The organism is Curtobacterium sp. PhB78 (genome assembly GCF_003751685.1).
GTDB lineage: Bacteria > Actinomycetota > Actinomycetes > Actinomycetales > Microbacteriaceae > Curtobacterium.
Genome location: NZ_RKIA01000001.1, coordinates 601059 through 617958 on the forward strand (window position 1 = coordinate 601059; position 16900 = coordinate 617958).

16 protein-coding genes and 1 tRNA gene are annotated in these 16900 nt (G+C 71.3%); 11 read left to right on the forward strand and 6 right to left on the reverse strand.

Annotation, left to right across the window (positions count from 1 at the left end; translation table 11 throughout):
- Nucleotides 1–27 precede the first annotated feature (27 nt).
- From EDF53_RS02985 to EDF53_RS03005, 5 genes are all read left to right on the forward strand, one after another.
- Nucleotides 28–1281, forward strand: a complete 1254-nt coding sequence (locus tag EDF53_RS02985; protein WP_123292143.1) for a sensor histidine kinase — start codon at nucleotides 28–30, stop codon at nucleotides 1279–1281.
- The gene (locus tag EDF53_RS02990) at nucleotides 1278–2537 is read left to right on the forward strand and encodes a hypothetical protein (protein WP_123292144.1); all 1260 of its coding nucleotides are present in this window, start codon (nucleotides 1278–1280) and stop codon (nucleotides 2535–2537) included. Before EDF53_RS02985 ends, EDF53_RS02990 begins: the two co-directional genes overlap by 4 nt.
- Nucleotides 2524–3225, forward strand: a complete 702-nt coding sequence (locus EDF53_RS02995) for a response regulator transcription factor (RefSeq protein WP_235035937.1) — start codon at nucleotides 2524–2526, stop codon at nucleotides 3223–3225. Before EDF53_RS02990 ends, EDF53_RS02995 begins: the two co-directional genes overlap by 14 nt.
- Entirely contained in the window at nucleotides 3225–3851 is a 627-nt protein-coding gene (locus tag EDF53_RS03000) for a thymidine kinase (protein ID WP_123292145.1), read from the forward strand. The genes EDF53_RS02995 and EDF53_RS03000 overlap by 1 nt, the downstream gene beginning before the upstream one ends.
- A 375-nt stretch (nucleotides 3852–4226) precedes the next feature.
- Nucleotides 4227–5270 (forward strand): LLM class flavin-dependent oxidoreductase, encoded by a 1044-nt coding sequence (locus EDF53_RS03005; RefSeq protein WP_123292344.1) that lies wholly within the window; start codon nucleotides 4227–4229, stop codon nucleotides 5268–5270.
- Between the two features lie 87 nt (nucleotides 5271–5357).
- Here EDF53_RS03005 and EDF53_RS03010 read toward each other — a convergent pair whose 3' ends face one another.
- From EDF53_RS03010 to EDF53_RS03030, 5 genes are all read right to left on the reverse strand, one after another.
- The gene (locus EDF53_RS03010; RefSeq protein ID WP_148058254.1) at nucleotides 5358–5975 is read right to left on the reverse strand and encodes a response regulator transcription factor; all 618 of its coding nucleotides are present in this window, start codon (nucleotides 5973–5975) and stop codon (nucleotides 5358–5360) included.
- Nucleotides 5972–7003, reverse strand: coding sequence for a sensor histidine kinase (locus EDF53_RS03015; protein ID WP_123292147.1), 1032 nt, complete (start codon nucleotides 7001–7003; stop codon nucleotides 5972–5974). The genes EDF53_RS03010 and EDF53_RS03015 overlap by 4 nt, the downstream gene beginning before the upstream one ends.
- 151 nt (nucleotides 7004–7154) lie before the next feature.
- Nucleotides 7155–7228 (reverse strand) — tRNA-Pro (locus tag EDF53_RS03020).
- Nucleotides 7229–7319: 91 nt separating this feature from the next.
- On the reverse strand, nucleotides 7320–8276 hold the full coding sequence (locus EDF53_RS03025) for a metallophosphoesterase (RefSeq protein WP_123292148.1): 957 nt from the start codon (nucleotides 8274–8276) through the stop codon (nucleotides 7320–7322).
- The gene (locus tag EDF53_RS03030; RefSeq protein ID WP_123292149.1) at nucleotides 8273–10840 is read right to left on the reverse strand and encodes a transglycosylase domain-containing protein; all 2568 of its coding nucleotides are present in this window, start codon (nucleotides 10838–10840) and stop codon (nucleotides 8273–8275) included. Before EDF53_RS03030 ends, EDF53_RS03025 begins: the two co-directional genes overlap by 4 nt.
- A gap of 50 nt (nucleotides 10841–10890) precedes the next feature.
- Between EDF53_RS03030 and EDF53_RS03035 the strand changes: the two genes are divergently transcribed.
- Both EDF53_RS03035 and EDF53_RS03040 read left to right on the forward strand, forming a co-directional pair.
- Nucleotides 10891–11049, forward strand: a complete 159-nt coding sequence (locus tag EDF53_RS03035) for a DUF4177 domain-containing protein (protein WP_017888699.1) — start codon at nucleotides 10891–10893, stop codon at nucleotides 11047–11049.
- A complete protein-coding gene (locus EDF53_RS03040; protein ID WP_123292150.1) occupies nucleotides 11046–11507 on the forward strand; it encodes a RidA family protein in 462 nt (153 codons plus the stop codon). Before EDF53_RS03035 ends, EDF53_RS03040 begins: the two co-directional genes overlap by 4 nt.
- Before the next feature lie 79 nt (nucleotides 11508–11586).
- Here the strand turns inward: EDF53_RS03040 and acs are convergent, their stop codons facing one another.
- A complete protein-coding gene (gene acs / locus EDF53_RS03045; RefSeq protein WP_123292151.1) occupies nucleotides 11587–13539 on the reverse strand; it encodes an acetate--CoA ligase in 1953 nt (650 codons plus the stop codon).
- Nucleotides 13540–14480: 941 nt separating this feature from the next.
- Between acs and EDF53_RS03050 the strand changes: the two genes are divergently transcribed.
- From EDF53_RS03050 to EDF53_RS03065, 4 genes are all read left to right on the forward strand, one after another.
- A complete protein-coding gene (locus EDF53_RS03050) occupies nucleotides 14481–15377 on the forward strand; it encodes a CpaF family protein (protein WP_123292152.1) in 897 nt (298 codons plus the stop codon).
- A gap of 59 nt (nucleotides 15378–15436) precedes the next feature.
- Complete coding sequence (locus EDF53_RS03055; RefSeq protein ID WP_165918796.1) at nucleotides 15437–16237, forward strand: type II secretion system F family protein; 801 nt, start codon at nucleotides 15437–15439, stop codon at nucleotides 16235–16237.
- A gap of 84 nt (nucleotides 16238–16321) precedes the next feature.
- A complete protein-coding gene (locus EDF53_RS03060; RefSeq protein ID WP_123292154.1) occupies nucleotides 16322–16534 on the forward strand; it encodes a DUF4244 domain-containing protein in 213 nt (70 codons plus the stop codon).
- Nucleotides 16518–16892: a TadE family type IV pilus minor pilin gene (locus EDF53_RS03065; protein WP_123292155.1), complete on the forward strand. Its 375-nt coding sequence runs from the start codon at nucleotides 16518–16520 to the stop codon at nucleotides 16890–16892. Before EDF53_RS03060 ends, EDF53_RS03065 begins: the two co-directional genes overlap by 17 nt.
- The last annotated feature ends 8 nt before the right edge of the window (nucleotides 16893–16900 follow it).

The following is a 16900-nucleotide window of genomic DNA, read 5'->3' on the forward strand; positions in this document are numbered from 1 at the left end:
TTCCCGCCACCCGGAAGGACCCATCTCGTGCTCGGCATCCCCACGCACCTCGCTCCGCGAGTGAACGCGTGGTCGACGGTGCGGGCCTTCCACGCCGGTGCGATCGGATCGTTGGTGGCGGCGGCGATCGCGCTGTTGCTGTACCGGCTGTCCGAGCCCGACGTGCAGGTGATCAGTGCGGTCCTGGCGCTCGTCCCGATGCTCGGCATGATCGGCGTGCACGTGCAGTTCGGCACCTGGCGCTCCGCGGTCGCGTTCCTGGTCGTCGGCGGCGTCTGTGCGTGGTGGTTCGCGATGGTCGTGCAGCAACAGGTCCCGTTGGGCTGGGTCACCTCGTACCTGCTGTCGTTGGCGGTCATCCCGCTCATCCTGGTCGGCGGTGCCGGCGCGGTGCCGAGCCGCGTCGTGCTGTGGTCCTTCCTCGGGTTCCTGACCGGACGCGTGGCGACGTGGATCGCGGTCGTCCAGGCCGACGGCCCACCGCGTCCGCTCGTGCTCGCCTGGGTGACGCTCGGCTTCGTGGTCGTCCTGGTGCTGTTCACGAGCCGGAGCACCGGTCGGTCGGAGCGGGTGCAGCCGGAGCTGCTGCGCTCGGCGCGTGAGGAGCACGTCTCCGCGTACCGTGCCGGGGTCGAGGCCGAGGCGGCTGCGATCCTGCACGACACCGTCCTGAACCACCTCAACGCGATCGCCCTGGCGCCCGACGGACCGATGGACCCGCACCTGGCACGGACCGTCGAAGCCGACGTCGCCGTCCTGACCGGCAAGGGGTGGCTGGCACCGGCCGCCCGGCAGCGACCGGGTGCAGCCGTCGACGCGTTCGCCGTCATGGTCGACGAGCACCGTGCGGCCGGTCTCGATGTCACGGTTTCCGGTGATCCGTCCGCCCTCGACCGGCTCGACCAGCGGGCCGTCACCGCGCTCGTCCGCGCCGTGGGGCAGTGTCTGGCCAACGTCCGCAAGCACGCCGGTGTCGACGCGGCCGAGGTCAGCGTCTTCGACGACGGTGCGTCGTGCACCGTGATGGTGGTCGACGATGGTCGCGGTTTCGACGAGGACTCCACGGGCTCCGACCGGATGGGCCTGCGTGGCTCGGTCCGCGACCGCATCGGGCGGGTGGGCGGCGACGTCCAGATCTGGTCGTCGCCCGGTTCGGGGACGAGCGTGATGATGACGGTGCCGTTCGGACCGGTCACCGCCACGACCGACGCCGTGGCCACCGACCACGTCGGCACCGTGGTCCCCGACGAGGTCGGCGGCGTGCACGGAGCCGACCGGTGAGCGCCACGACCGAGGCCCGTCGGACCGCGCAGCAGTACGACCCGCTCGGTGCGATGGGGTCGCGTCCGCTCGCGATCGGGCTCGGCGCCGCCAGCATCGTCTGGGCACTCCTGGTGTCAGTGTTCGACCGTGACGTCGTGGGCAGCCCCACCCTCAGCGCGCTCACCGTCATCCTGGTCGCGGCATCGGCAGCGGTCGTGTTCACCGCCTCGAGTCCGTTCCGCGCACCGTTCCCGCGGTGGGCGTTCGTCGCGCACGTCGGGCTGCTCGGCCTGGCGTCGGTGACGAGCGTCGCCGCGCAGTGGGGACCAGACCGCAGCGCCCTGAACGACTTCATGTCGCTCATCACGGCGACCGGCATCGTGATGGTCGCGCCGTACCGGCCCTGGACGGACCTGACCATCGGCGGCGCCCTGCTCGCCGTCGTCAACGCCGCGACCTGGGGCGTCGGTGCAGCGACGTTCCCGCACGAGATCCCCGTCGCCGTCGCGGCCTTCCTGGCGGCGGCACCGACCCTGGTGCTGACCGCTGCGTCGGCCGTCTTCGCGTGGACGTTCGCGGGTCTGGCCGAGCGGGTGCAGATCCGGGCTGGTTCCTACTCGGTCGAGCGTGCGGAGCGGGACGGCATCGCGGCGAGCGTGCAGCAGGACCGGTCGACGATCCTCGCCCGCGACGTCGCACCGTTCTTCGCCGAGCTGCGCACGCGCGAGGTCATCACCGATGCCGACCGCGAGCGGGCACGACTGATCGCCGACGGCATCCGCCGGGCGATGGTCGCCGACGCGGACCGCACCTGGTTCGAGCAGGCCGTGCGGGTCGAGGGCGGGGAGGCCCCGGTGGTCGACGACCCGGACGGGCTCGCCGCGATGCTCGACGCCGACCAGCGCTCCGTGGTGCGGACGTTCCTGCGGGCCGCCTTCCGTGCCTCGACCGTCGACCCGGCCGGGTTCCGGGCAATGCTCCGACGCGCGGACGGGCAGGACGACGCGGCCACACGCGGCGATGCAGCGCGCACCGACCCGGCCCGCACCGACCCGGCCCGCACCGACCCGGCCCGCACCGACCCCGCCCGCACCGACCCGGCCCGCGATGCCCGCGTGCTGCTCGAACTCGACCTCGCCGTGGCCGACTCCGACATCGGGATCCACCGCACCTTCGACCCCTACTTCGCCGTCCTCCGTGTGACGTTCCCCGACCTCGACGTCGCGGTTCGTCCGTCCGCCCTCGCACTAAGGTTCTCCTATGACCAGCACTGACCCGAACAGGCTCTCGGAGGGGTCCCCGTCCCTCCCGAACCCGGGGGCACGACGTGTGCGGTTGGCCATCCTCGACGACCACGAGGTGCTGCTGGACAGCCTGTCGAGCTGGATCGCGGTGAACGCGTTCGACTTCGACCTGGCCCTGACCGCGCACACCTGGCTCGAGATGGTCCACAGCGACAGCTTCCCGACCGACCTGGTGTTCCTCGACTTCCAGCTCAAGGAACCCGTCTCGATCGAGGCCCGTGTCCGCACCTGCCGCGCCGCCGGTGCGAAGGTGATCGTGCTCTCCAGCGTCGACAGCCGCGAGTCTCGCGACCGTGCCCTGGCAGCAGGCGCCGCGGCGTTCCTGTCGAAGTCCCTGCCGATGCGTGAGGTCATGGACGTCGCCCGCGAGATCATGGGCGTCGCACGCGAGACCCCGCAGCCGCGCGAGTGGCGTCCGCTGCCCACCGGGGCGGCCGCGCACCAGCGTCCGAAGCTCAGCCACGGCGAGGAAGAAGCGCTCCGGCTGTACGTGTCCGGCTACTCGACCAACGAGGTCGCCGCGCAGATGAACGTGCAGTACGAGACCGCGAAGACCTACCTGCGCCGGGTCCGCGAGAAGTACAGCAAGGTCGGCCGTCCCGCCTCGAAGAAGTCCGATCTGATCCGGCGGGCCGCCGAGGACGGGTTCCTCGCGTAGTGGCGAAGCTCTACTTCCGCTACGGCGCGATGAACAGCGGCAAGAGCACGGGGCTCCTGCAGGCTGCCTACAACTACGAGGAGCGCGGCCACCGGGTCCTGCTCGCGAAGCCCGCGGTGGACACCAAGGGCGACCGTGAGATCGTGTCCCGCCTCGGCGTGACCCGCACCGTCGACCTGGTCTTCGCCCCCGACGCCGACGTCCGGTCCGCGGTCGCCGCGGCCGGTGCCGTCGACCCCGAGTCCGACCGCCTCGACGGCATGGTCCGCGCCGTCAGCTGCGTCCTGGTCGACGAGGCGCAGTTCCTCACTCCGCAGCAGGTCGACGACCTGCTCCGCATCGCGGTCCTCGACGAGATCCCGGTGATCACCTACGGCATCCGCACCGACTTCCGCACCGAGGCGTTCCCGGGCAGCGCCCGCCTGCTCGAGGTCGCGCACTCGCTCGAAGAGCTCAAGACGATCTGCCGGTGCGGTCGCAAGGCCGTCTTCAACGCCCGCACGGTCGACGGCCGGTTCGTGTTCGACGGCTCGCAGGTCGCCATCGACGGCGTCGACGTCGCCTACGAGTCGCTCTGCGCCAACTGCTACCTGACGGAGTCCGGCGGCCGGCTCGACGGCGCCTGACCCGCGCTGCCGGCAGATCGTCACACACCGCTCGCGTTCGCCGAGCGGACACGTCGCGTCGCCGGTCCGCCCGTCGGGCGACCGGACGCTACCAGTCCGCGAGATGCGCGCGGCAGGTCGTGACCGCTCGGCGCTCGAGACGCGACCGCAGACGGCCTGGAGGCGCGGTGCAGCCCCGCCACGGGCCTCCCGGCCGTCGCGCCTGACGTCCAAGGCGCGCCGCATGCGTCCGCCGTTCGGTCGCGAACCGTCGCTTGTGCGACGTCCGGGCGACGCCTGGTGACCGGTCGACCGGCGGACGACGGCGTGTCCGGACCGGTGGTGGAGGCGGTCTCGTCGTGGAATGCGTGCGCCGCGGCGTGCGTTGCTGACCACATGAGCGACGACACCCTGCACCTGTCCGTCCTGGACCTGGCGACGCGCGAGTACGGCCAGTCCAACACCGAAGCCCTGCAGGGCTCGATCGACATGGCGGTCCACGCCGAGAAGCTCGGCTACGAGCGGTTCTGGGTCGCCGAGCACCACGGCATGCCCGGCATCACCTCGTCGGCCCCAGCGGTGCTGCTGAGCGCCGTGGGCGCGGCCACCTCGACCATCCGCATCGGCTCCGGCGGCGTCATGCTGCCGAACCACGCACCCCTCGTCATCGCCGAGCAGTTCGGCACGCTCCGAGCGCTGTACGGCGACCGCGTCGACCTCGGACTCGGCCGTGCGCCGGGCACAGACGGGGCGACCGCGATGGCGCTGCGCCGCACCGACCGGCTCGACGTCGACGACTTCCCCGACCGCCTGGCTGACCTGATCGGGTTCTTCACCGGTATGTCCGCGGACAACCCGTTGTCGGGCATCCGCGCGGTGCCGGGCTACGGCGACGTGCCGGAGTTCTGGCTGCTCGGTTCCTCCGGGTACAGCGCGCAGGTGGCCGGGGCGCTCGGCGTCTCGTTCGCCTTCGCCCACCACTTCGCGTCGGACAACACCGAGGCGGCGCTCGCGCTGTACCGGGACTCGTTCCGGCCCTCGCGGTTCCGCCAGACGCCGAACGCACTCATCGGCGTGCAGGTCGTCACGGACGAGGACCCGGCCGTCGTCGACGAGCAGAGCGCTCCCGGGATGATCTCGTTCATCCGGATGCGCTCCGGAAGGAAGCCCGAGCCGGTCTCGATGGACGAGGCCCGAGCGTACGAGTTCAACGACCTCGAGCGTCGGTTCATCGCGGCTCGCACCGAGCGCCAGGCGTACGGGACCGCCGACCAGGTGGCGGACAAGATCAACGCGCTCGTGGAGTCCACCGGGGCGAACGGCGTGATCGTCGCTCCGGGTGCTGCGCAGGCGCGGTACCGGCACCAGGCGCTCGACGTCGTGGCCGGGCTGCACGCCGCCGGGCGGCTCGTGCGTGCGGGCGCGTCGGCGTCGGTCTAGCTCGCTCGTTCGTTCGCTTGGTGAGCAGAAATGGTCGGGTCGCCGTCGGGCACCCGACCATTTCTGCTCACCAAGTGGAGCGGAGCCTCAGGTGAGCAGACCGAGGCGCGTCGCCGCAGCCACGGCGCCGACCCGCGAACCGACGTCGAGCTTGCGGAACACGTTGTAGACGTGTCGCTTGACGGTGCCGATCGCGAGCTGCAGGTCCGCCGCGATCTCGGCGTTGGTGCGCGCAGCCGCGAGGAGCCGCAGGACCTCGAGCTCGCGGTCGCTGAGCGGTGATCCCGCGCGGGCCTCGGTGACCAGGTCGACCGGGAACGTCACCGGCGCGGCATCGGCGTGCGCGGCCCGGGCGATGCGGTCGACGAGCTCGCGGCTCGGGGTGTCCTTCGTCACGAAGTCGACCGCGCCGGCGTCGAGCAGGGTCCGACGCAGGACGGCATCGCGGTGCATCGTGAGCACCACCACGCGGACGTCCGGACGGGTCCGGCGCACCGTGGCGATCGTCGTGCGTGCCGGCGGACCGTCGAGCTCGACGTCGAGGAGCAGGACGTCGATGGCGGCAGCTTCGGGGGAGTCGAGGACGTCGGACGGACGCTCGCCGTGCGCGACCACGCGGATCGTGGGGACGGCGGCGAGGATCGTGGCCAGTCCTTCGCGGAACAGCTGGTGGTCGTCGACGATGGCGACGTGCGTGACGGTCACAGCGTGCCCCTCGGGATCGTCAGGCGGACGGTGGTGCCGGTGCCGGTGCCTGGGGTGCTCTCGACGTCGAGTCGCGCGCCGATGACCGCGGCCCGCTCGCGCATGGTCTGCTGCCCGAGGCGTCCGTCGGCGTCGGCATCGGGGTCGAAGCCCGGACCGTCGTCGGAGACCGTCACGACGAGGGATGCCGAGGTCCACGCGAAGTGCACCTCGGCGCTGGAGTGCGGTGCGTGCTTCCGCCGGTTCGTGAGCGCCTCGAGCAGGATCGTCAGCGCTTCCTCCGCCTGCCAGTTCGGCAGGTGCTCGGGCGTACCCGTGGTGCTGAACGACAAACGGTCGTCGTCGGAGAACAGGTCCCTGGCGTGCCGGGCGAGCGCATCGTCGAGCAGGGCGTCGCCGACGCGGGCGTGCAGGCTCACCGCGAGGTCCTGCACGTCGCCGAGTGCTCCGCGCAGCAATCGTGCGGCGTCGTCGAGCTGGTCGGCCCGTTCGTCGGCCGGGGGATCGGTCAGCAGCACGAGGTCGAGCCGCTGGAGCCCGGCGAGGATGCCGTGCGCCACGCGGTCGTGCAGGTCACGGGCGATCTGCGTGCGGGAGTCCAGGTGCGCCGTCGTGACGCGCTGGCGCAGCGCTTCCGTGTAGGCGACGGCCCCGGCGGGGAACCGGCTCCAGATGCCCGCGTGCAGGGCCCTGGTGGCACGCAGGACCTCGGCGGTGGACTCCGCGCCGACCTCGTCCACGAAGACGGGCAGGTACGCGTCGAAGAGTATCTCCGCCGCGAGCATCGCGCCGGCCGGGTGCTGGGCCTGCTCCGCGTGCAGGGCTCCGGTGGCCAGGTGCTCCGGATCGAGGTACGCGCCGCTCACCACGCTGTCCTCGGCACCGGCGGCGTAGCGCGCGTGTGCCTCGGTGATCATCGACGTCACGTTGTCGACGAGGTTCTGCGTCAGGACCGGGTCGTCGGCGAGCTCGGGGAACTGTGCGGCGATCCGTTCGAGGACCGGGCGGAGGTGGTCGGCGCGTGACATCGCTGTCGAGGCTATCCGTGTCGTCGCGGCCGGGGGGAGCGGCGGCCACGTCGTGTGTCGGGAGGTGTAGTGCCGAGCGCCCGACCGTGGAAAAGCAGAAGGCCCCGGTTCCGGAGAACCAGGGCCTTCTTCGTACTGTCTCAACACAGTGTCGGGGTGACAGGATTTGAACCTGCGACCTCCTCGTCCCGAACGAGGCGCGCTACCAAGCTGCGCCACACCCCGCGGTGTGATCACTCCGTACCGGAGCAACCCGACAATACTATCCGATGATCGGGGGTGCTCACGACCATCCGGCGAACTCCCGGGCGCGTCGTCAGGAGGTTCGGGCGGTGAGGGTGACGACGACCGCTTCGGGCCGGCAGGCGAACCGGACCGGCGCGTAGATCGAGGTGCCGAGACCGGCCGAGACCTCGAGCCACGACCAGTGGTTCCGATGCTCCCACTTGTGCAGCCCGCTGACGTACCGGCGCGGCAGGTCGCTGTTCGTGACGAGGGCACCGACCCCCGGCACCTGGACCTGGCCGCCGTGGGTGTGGCCAGCGAAGATGATGTCCGCACCCTGGGTGACGAAGGCGTCGAGCACGCGGCGGTAGGGCGCGTGCGTGACACCGATCGCGACGGGAGCCGGGCCGTCCTCGTCTTCGGACCAGGGCACCTCGCCGCGCATCTCGTCGACGTTCGTGGGGAGCAGGTCGAGCCGGTCCCAGTCGCGGTGCGCGTCCGAGGTGCCGAACAGCTCGAACCGCGAGCCGCGGAGCTCGATGGCGCGAGCGTGGTCGTTCAGGTCGAGCCACCCGAGGGACTCGAAGAACGCCGTCTGCCGGTCGATGTCGAGCTCGACGGGCTTCGCCTCGCTGTGCATGCGGCTCGGGCCGGAAAAGTACTTCAGCGGGTTGCGCGGCGACGGTCCGAAGAAGTCGTTCGACCCGTACGCGAACACGCCGGGGACACCCCGGAACGGCTCGAGTGCGTACTCCACGGCCGCGTTCGCCGTGGGGTGCCCGAGGTTGTCGCCGGTGTTCACGATGAAGTCCGGCTCCACCAGGGACAGGTCGCGCAGCCACTGCTGCTTGTCGGCCTGCCACGGGGCCATGTGGATGTCGGACAGGTGCAGAACGGTGACGTCACGGGACCCCGGCGGGAGGACCGGGACGGTCTCCCACCGGATGCCGAAGCGTCGACGCTCGACGAGCGAGCCCCAGGCGAACGAGGCAGCGCCGACGGCCGCGCCGGCTGCGAGGACCCCGAGCGCGGCGCGACCCCGGGTCACTTGCAGTCCTTGGGCGCCTTGCCGTTCTTGTCGCCGTAGAGCTGGACATTCACGTCGGCGTTCTTGTCGGCGGCAGCGCCGATCGCGGGTTCGACGGCTGCGACCTTGCAGGTCTTGTTCCCGCCGCCCTTCGCGAAGTCGTCCGACACGTTCACGTTGCCGAAGCCGGCGTCGTTCAGCGCCGAGCGGGCATCGCCGAGCGAGTCACCGCCGATCTCCGGGACGTTCGCCTGCGTTCCGTCGGACGTGTACACGGTGACGCTGGAACCGCTGGACAACAGTGCACCCGCCGCGGGAGACGTCGTAGCGACCGTCCCCGCGTTGCCGGTACCCGGCCGAGCCCCGCCGTCGACGTAGGTCAGGCCTGCGCCGGAGATCGCCGCGCGGGCCTCGTCGGCCGTCTTGCCCTGCAGGTTCGGGAGCGCCTTCGCGTTGCCACGGAGGGCTGACGAGTTGGGATCCGTGAACGGTCCGGCCGGGTACGTGGCGTTCACCGGCGTCTGCGCCTGGCGCCAGACACTGGCGCGACTCGCAGCGTAGGTGCCGCTCACGCCGTTGCTGAAGTTACGGAGGTTGGTGAGCTTGCCATCGGTGTTGCCCTGCCAGTACGCGGTGGCGACACGCGAGCTCGAGCCGACGAGCCAGATCTGGTTGCCGTCGTCGGTGGTACCCGTCTTGCCGAAGAGCTGCATCCCGTCCGGCGTCTGTGCGCCCTGCGCCGTACCGCTGGCGATGGTGCCCTTCATGGCGTACACGGCTGCGCGAGCAACCTCGGGGTCAATGGCCTGCTTGCAGTCCTTCGTCTGCCCGCCGAGCTGCTTGCCGGACGGCGAGGTGATCTGGTCGATCGCGATCGGCTTGCAGTAGATGCCGTTGTTCGCGACAGCGGCGTACGCGGCGGCCATGGTCATCGGCGCGATCTCGTTGATGCCGAGGACCGAAGACGGGTTGGACAAGAGGTCTCCGCCGTCGGCGCGGTGAACGCCGAGCGACTCAGCGGTCTTCTTGATGTCGCACAGGTCGAGCTTCTGCGCCATGTTGAGGAACGCGAGGTTGATGGACGCGGCCGTTGCTGCGGCGACGGTGTAGTTCCCGCTCTCGCCAGGCGCATCGTTCTTCGGCCGGTAGCCCCCACCGACGTAGTACGGCTGGCCGCACTCCGTCCATCCTGTCGACATGTCGCGTGGTGTGCCGCTGACGACCTCGTTCAGCCCGTGTCCGGCCTGCAGCCACGCGAGCAGTGTGAAGAGCTTGTACGTCGAGCCGGTCTGGAACCCCTTGGCGCTGCCGTACTTGTAGTCGACGCTGTAGTTCAACGAGGTCGACGTCGGTGCCGACTTCAGCGACTCGTCGAAGTCCTTGTTCTGCGCCATGGTCACGATGCGGCCGGAGCCGGCCTCGATCGAGTTGAGTGTCGCACCGAGCGCCAGGTTCGTCTCGGCCTTGTTGTCGTAGGTGTTGAGGAGCTGCTTCTGCTCGGCGTTCAGGTCGATGTTCAGCGTCGTCTGGATCTTGTAGCCGCCGTTCCGCCACGCGGTGTCGCGCGCCTTCTGCGACGAGCCGAGCTGCGACATCTCGAGCACGACCTTCTTGGCGTAGTCGCAGAAGAACTGCGAGCCGTCGCCGACCGATGCCCGGCAGCCCTGCGACGGCTGCGTCAGGTGCACGTAGTCCGCCGGCTTCGACAGGCGGGCCGTGCGGTACTCGGCTTCGGTCAGGTTCTTCTGGTCGTACATCGAGCGCAGGATGACGTTGCGTCGAGCGACGTTGGCGTCGTACTTCTTCGGCGTCGACAGGTTGCGCGCCTCGGGGTACTGCACGATGGCCATCAGCGAGGCGGCCTCGGCCGGGGTCAGGTTCGTCGCGCTCTTGTTGTAGTAGTGCTGCGCAGCGGCCTGCACACCGTAGGTCTGGTCGCCGAAGTACGCGATGTTCAGGTAGGCGGTGAGGATCTCCTTCTTGGAGTACTTCTTTGCCAGCCCGATCGCGAGCTTCATCTCCTCGAGCTTGCGGGGGATGGTCTGCTCGACGGCCTCGTTGTAGGCCTTCTGCTGCTCCTTCTTCGTGGGGAGGTTCAGCGCTTCGTTCATCTTGATGTTGCGGACGAGCTGCATGGTCAATGTCGACCCACCGCCCGAGTCGCCGAGTCCACCGGCGATGCTGCCCACGCCGGCGCGGATGAGCGAGGTCATGTCGACGCCGCCGTGGCTGTAGAAGCGCTTGTCCTCGCCGTCGATGGCCGCGTTCTTCAGCTGGTCGCTGATCTGGTCGAACTTCAGTTCCTGCCGGTTCTGGTCGTACAGCGTCGCGAAGTGCACCGACTTGCCGCCCGAGTACGCGTACAGCTCGTTGCGCTGCGGCAGGTCACCGATCTCGATGTACTCCGGCAGCGACTCGAACACACCGATCGTCGAGGTCGTCGTGACACCGGCGACCGCGATGGCCGGGGTGACCCCGATCGTGACGAGCAGGCCGGCGAGGGCACTGAACCCGACGAATCCGATGAAGGCGCCGACTGCTGAGACGGGCTTGGTCCGCGAGGCAGACGTCTTCTGGGCAGACATAGGATGCAGCCTAAACGACACCCACGACTGAAAGGCTGGCAAGGAACCGCATGACTCGCTGGGAGTACTTCACCACGCCCCTGATGATCCACAACACCACCGCCATCCTCAACAACTACGGGGACGAGGGCTGGGAGCTGGTCCAGATCGTCACCGGCCCCGAGGGTGGGCTCGTCGCGTACCTCAAGCGTCCGAAGGCCGACGCATGAGCGTCGCGGACCGCCTGACCGAGCTGGGGCTGACGCTCCCGCCGGTCGCCGCACCCGTCGCCGCGTACGTCCCCGCGGTCGTCACCGGCCAGTACGTCTACACGGCCGGGCAGCTGCCGTTCGTCGACGGCGCACTGCCCGTCACCGGCAAGGTCGGGGCGTCGGTCGACGCCGAGACCGCCACCGCGCAGGCCCGCGTGGCCGCGCTCAACGCCCTGGCCGCCGTCGAGTCGGTCGCCGGCTCGCTCGACCGCGTCGCCCGGGTCGTCAAGGTCACCGTGTTCGTCGCGTCGGAGCCGTCCTTCACGGGCCAGCCGGGGGTCGCGAACGGCGCCTCCACCCTGGTCGGCGAGGTCTTCGGTGACGCCGGCGTCCACGCGCGCAGCGCGGTGGGCGTGGCGGTGCTGCCGCTGGACGCTCCTGTGGAGGTCGAGCTGGTGGTGGAACTGACGTCTTGACGGACCGTCAGCAGTGAAGCGAACGCAGGTGGGGCCTCCCGTCCGACATGGACTGGATGTCCCACCTGCGTGACACGGACTACATGAGTTCCGCGATGGTCGCCATGATCGCCGGGTCGGCCAGCGTCGTCGTGTCGCCGATGCGGCGCCCCTCGGCCGCGTCGCGCAGCAGGCGCCGCATGATCTTGCCGGAGCGCGTCTTGGGCAGCTCCGGGACGATGACCACCTGGCGGGGCTTCGCGATCGCACCGATGCGCTTGCCCACCCAGTTGCGGAGTTCGGTCGATGCCGATTCGCGGTCGACGTCGGCGGCGGCCTCGGCGGTCAGGATGACGTACGCGACGACCGCCTGTCCGGTGGTCTCGTCGGCGGCTCCGACGACGGCGGCCTCGGCGACGCCCTCGTGCCCGACCAGGGCGGACTCGATCTCGGCCGTCGACAGGCGGTGCCCGGAGACGTTCATGACGTCGTCGACGCGGCCCTGGATCCAGATGTCGCCCTGACCGTCGAGCCGCGCTCCGTCGCCTGCGAAGTACCGGCCCGGGAACCGCGACCAGTAGGTCTCGACGAAGCGGTCCGGGTCGCCCCAGATGCCGCGCGCCATCGACGGCCACGGCTCCGTGATCGTGAGGTAGCCGCTCTCTCCCGGGTCGGCGCGGTTGCCGTCGTCGTCGACGATCTCGGCGACGATGCCGGGCAGCGGCGTCTGCGCTGCGCCGGGCTTGAGCTTCGTGACGCCGGGCAGCGCGGAGATCATGATCGCGCCGGTCTCGGTCTGCCACCACGTGTCGACGATGGGCGTGCGGTCGTGGCCGATGACCTGGCGGTACCAGTTCCACGCCTCGGGGTTGATCGGTTCGCCGACGCTGCCGAGCAGACGGAGGGTCTCGAGACTGCGCGCCTCGGGGATCTCGCGGCCGGCCTTCATCGCCGCACGGACCGCCGTCGGCGCGGTGTACAGAACGGTGACGCCGTAGGAGTCGACGATGTCCCACCAGCGGCCGGGCTTCGGCTCGTCTGGTGTGCCCTCGTAGAGCACCTGCGTCACGCCGTTCGCCAGGGGGCCGTAGACGACGTACGAGTGCCCGGTGATCCAGCCGATGTCGGCGGTGCACCAGTAGACGTCCTTCTCCGGGTGCATGTCGAACACGTTCTTGTGCGTGTACGCGGCCTGGGTCAGGTACCCGCCGGAGGTGTGCACGATGCCCTTCGGCTTCCCGGTCGTGCCCGAGGTGTACAGGATGAACAGCGGGGTCTCGGCGGGGAACGCCTCGGGCGTGTGCTCCGGGGCGGCCTTCGCGACCTCGTCGTGCCACCACAGGTCGCGGTCGTTCCAGGCGATCTCGTTGCCGCCGCGCTTGACGACCAGGACGTGCTCGACGCTGCCGGTGCCCTCGCCCTCGAGTGCCTCGTCGACCGCGGGCTTGAGCGCTGACACCGCGCCACGGCGCCAGCCGCCGTCCGCCGTGACGACGAGCTTCGCGCCGGCGTCCTCGATGCGGGCGCGGAGGCTCTCGGCGCTGAACCCGCCGAAGACGACGGAGTGCACGGCGCCGATGCGGGCGACGGCGAGCATCGTCACGACGGCCTCGGGGATGAGCGGTAGGTAGACGACGACGCGGTCGCCCTGCCCGACGCCGAGGTCGGTGAGCATGTTCGCGGCGCGCTGGACCTCAGCGGTGAGTTCGGCGTAGGTGATCCGGCGGGTGTCGCCGGGAGCGCCCTCGAAGTGGATGGCCACCCGGTCGCCGTTGCCCGCGCGGACGTGCCGGTCGAGGCAGTTCTCGGCCACGTTGAGCGAGCCGTCGGCGAACCACTTCGCGAACGGGGCGCCGGACCAGTCGAGGGTCTGCGTGAACGGGGTGCGCCAGTCGAGCAGGCTGCGGGACTGCTCGGCCCAGAAGGCCTCGCGGTCGGCGGCGGCGGCCTCGTGCAGGTCTTCGTGCGCGACGGCGTCGGCGACGAACTCGGGTGTCGGCGGGAAGGTGGCGCCGTCGTCCTCGCGGTGGTCGGTCTGGGTCGGAGTGGACATCGATGTCCTTTCGCGTCGTTGCGTCCTCAGGGTGCGCCACGGAGACTACCCCTCGGCCCGTGCGCTGCGCGGTTGCGTGACGAGCGGCGGCCCGGGTGCTGTGCGGTTCCGTGACGAGCGGCGGCCCGGGAGCGGGGGCGCGGGGCCGCGGCGGCAGGCGCGGGTCTGGGGCAGCGGGGCCGCGACGGCGCACACCGGTGTGTCCTGGTCGCGGCGGCACGCCCGGCGGTCGTGTCGGGGGTTGCCCCGAGGGGCGGATCGTGGGGTACAGTAGTTCCTGCTGGACTCGTTTCCGGCGGCATCGAATCGGATTCCCCCCAATCCTTCGATGTCCAGGCGGCACCAGTTCCCCCCAACCGGTGCCGCCTCTTCTTTTGTCCGGGGTCCGGCTCGAGCGATCAGCGCTCGCCGGCCGCCGACGATCGGCGGCGATCCGCACGGGGACGCCGGTCGAGTGGACAGACCGGTACATGCTCACGCATGGAGCGTCCGACCGACTCGTAGCAATTGCTACTTCGTCCCGGTGCCCGTGATCGACGGGAGCTGCTCGTATGGTCCGCCGTCGTGCTGCGTCGGGCGCTCCTCGCCGAGTGGGGTACGGCTTTCCGTTTCGGGGGACAAATCGGTCCGTTGGTGCCATCAGCGCTTACCTCTCCACAGGCTGGTTGTGGCACCGGATGCCGAAAACGGCTCTCCTCTTACGCTCTGGCGTCATGCACCGTCACCGTGCCACGCCGTTCCTGCCCGGGTCCGGGCCTGTTCCGCCCAGGGCGGGACCGTTCCTGCCCGGGGCCGGGTCCGTTCTGCCCGGGGCCGGGCCTGTCCCGCCCGGGTCCGGGCCTGTTCCGCCCGGGGTCGGGCCTGTTCCGCTCGGGGCTGCCGCCACCGCCCTTCGGCGCCGAACGCACGGTGTCGTCGAGTTCGAGGAACTCGCCGGCCTCGTGACGGACGCCGGGGTCACCGACGTCTTGGTCGTCGGCGGCGTCGGCACCTGGACCGATCGTGGCGGCGGACTCGAAGCCGCCGCGCCGCGCCTGAGCGAGGCGCGCACCCGGGAGCTCGCCACGCGGCTGGTGGCGCTCGGCGGACGCCACGTCGACGAGACCACGCCGTGCGCCGACGTCCGGCACGGCGACGGGATCCGGGTGCACGTCGTGCTCGCCCCGGTCTCGGTCGGTGGCACGGCGATCTCGATCCGGCTCCCACACCCCGCCCGGCCGACCCTCGCCGCACTCGACCGCGCCGGCACCTTCGAGCACGTGCCGCGCTCCGTCGTCGAGGCCGCCGTGCACCAGCGCCGCAACGTCCTGGTCACCGGTGCCACCGGCAGCGGCAAGACCACCCTGCTCGCCGCGATGCTCGGCGCCGTCCCGGCCGACGAGCGGATCGTCACGGTCGAGGACGTCGCCGAGCTGCGCATCGCCCATCCGCACGTGGTCGCACTCGAAGCACGGCAGGCGAACGCCGAGGGCGTCGGCGCGCTCGGCCTCGACCGGCTGGTGCGTGAGGCCCTGCGGATGCGCCCGGACCGGATCGTCGTGGGGGAGTGCCGGGGCGCCGAGGTCCGCGAGCTCATGTCCGCGCTGAACACCGGACACGACGGGGGTGCCGGCACCGTGCACGCGAACGGTGTCGCGGACGTCGCCGCTCGGCTCGAGGCGCTCGGCGCCCTCGCCGGGCTCGGCGTCGAGGCGCTCGCCCGACAAGCGGTCAGCGCGTTCGACCTGGTGCTCCACGTCGAGCGTCGGACAGGCGGACGACGGCTCGCTGCGGTGGGCGCGTTCCACGTCGGGTCGGACGGGAGGCTCGGGGTGCGCCCGGTGGACGGGGCACCGTGAGCAGGGGGTCGCTCCTGGGACGTCGGGTCCGGCGTCCCGCGCCGTTCGACCCGGCGCGCGTGGCCGGCACCCTGGACCGGGTCGCGACGCTCGTCGCCGCCGGGGTCCCGCCGCCGCGGGCCTGGGAGCTCGTCGGCAGGCTCCCTGCAGGGACCGCTCCCGCGTCCGCGGACATCGCCGTCGTCCTGCGGGTGGCGGACCGGACCGGCGCCCCCGTCGCGGAGACGCTCGGGGCCCTCGCCGGAGCGCTCCGCCGATCGGCAGCGTCGGACCGGGCGATCCGGGTCGCCCTCGCCGGCCCGCGCACCAGTGCCCGCGTCGTCCTGGCGCTGCCGTTGTTCGGCCTCGGACTCGGGGCCGCGTGGGGGTCCGGAGCCGTGCAGGTCCTCACGAGCTCGCCGCTCGGCTGGGTCTGCTCGGCGCTCGCCACCGTGCTCGTCCTGTCCGGGCGCGCCTGGACCGCGCGGCTCGTCCGGTCGGCGACGCCGGACGGACGCGTGCCCGGGGTCGTCCTCGACGCCTGGGCGGTGGCCGTCTCGGGCGGTGGTTCGTGGATCGCCGCCGGCGAGGCGGTCCGTCGTGCCGCCGACGGGATCGTCCCGCCGGCTGCCGACGTGGCTCGCCTGCGCGAGGTCCTCGACCTGGCCGTGCGAGCGGGCGTGCCCGCGGCGGGACTGCTGCGCCGCGCCGCGGAGGACGTCCGTGACGACGCTGCTGCCGCCGGCCTCGCCGCGGCCGAGCGCCTGGCCGTCCGACTGGTGCTGCCGCTCGGTGTCTGCGTCCTGCCCGCGTTCGTGCTCGTCGGAGTGGTCCCCGTCGTGGTCGGCGTCCTCTCCTCCACCGTCGTCGGTGCGCGATGACCTCTCCACAGATGCCGCTCGAGGCGCTGATCGTGCGGTGGCCACGCGCCACGCTGGGATCACCGCAACAGAAGGGACGAACCCATGAGCACCACCCCGAACCGAATCCGTCGCACCAGCCGCGTCGTCGACCGGCTCCGCGCCGTCGCGCAGGACGACCAGGGGTCCGCGACCGCCGAGTACGCGGTCGTCATCCTCGCCGCCGTGGCGTTCGCTGGCGTGCTCGTCGCCGTCATGCGCTCGGGCGAGGTGCAGACCATCCTCACCGAGCTCGTCCGCGGTGCCCTGTCGCTGTGACCAGGCGCGGCGCCCCGACCGGGACTCCGACCGGGACTCCGACCGGGGCTCGGTCACGGTCGAGTTCGCGGTCGTGCTGCCCGCCGTCGCACTCGTCCTCACCCTGCTCGTCGCGGCCGTGCTGGTCGTCGACGGACAGGGACGCCTGCAGTCGGCCGCCGCGGCGGCTGCGCGGGGCGTCGGGCGCGGGGACGACGCCGTCGGACTCGCCGCCGCCGAGCGGATCGCGCCGGGATCCTTCGTCACGATCCGGCGCACCGACGACCTGGTGTGCGTCGACGCCACGCGCGGCGGCACCGGTCCGTTCTCGGCGCTGCCGCTCCGGGCGACGGCGTGTGCTGCGGCCGGGGGACGCTGACCCCGAGC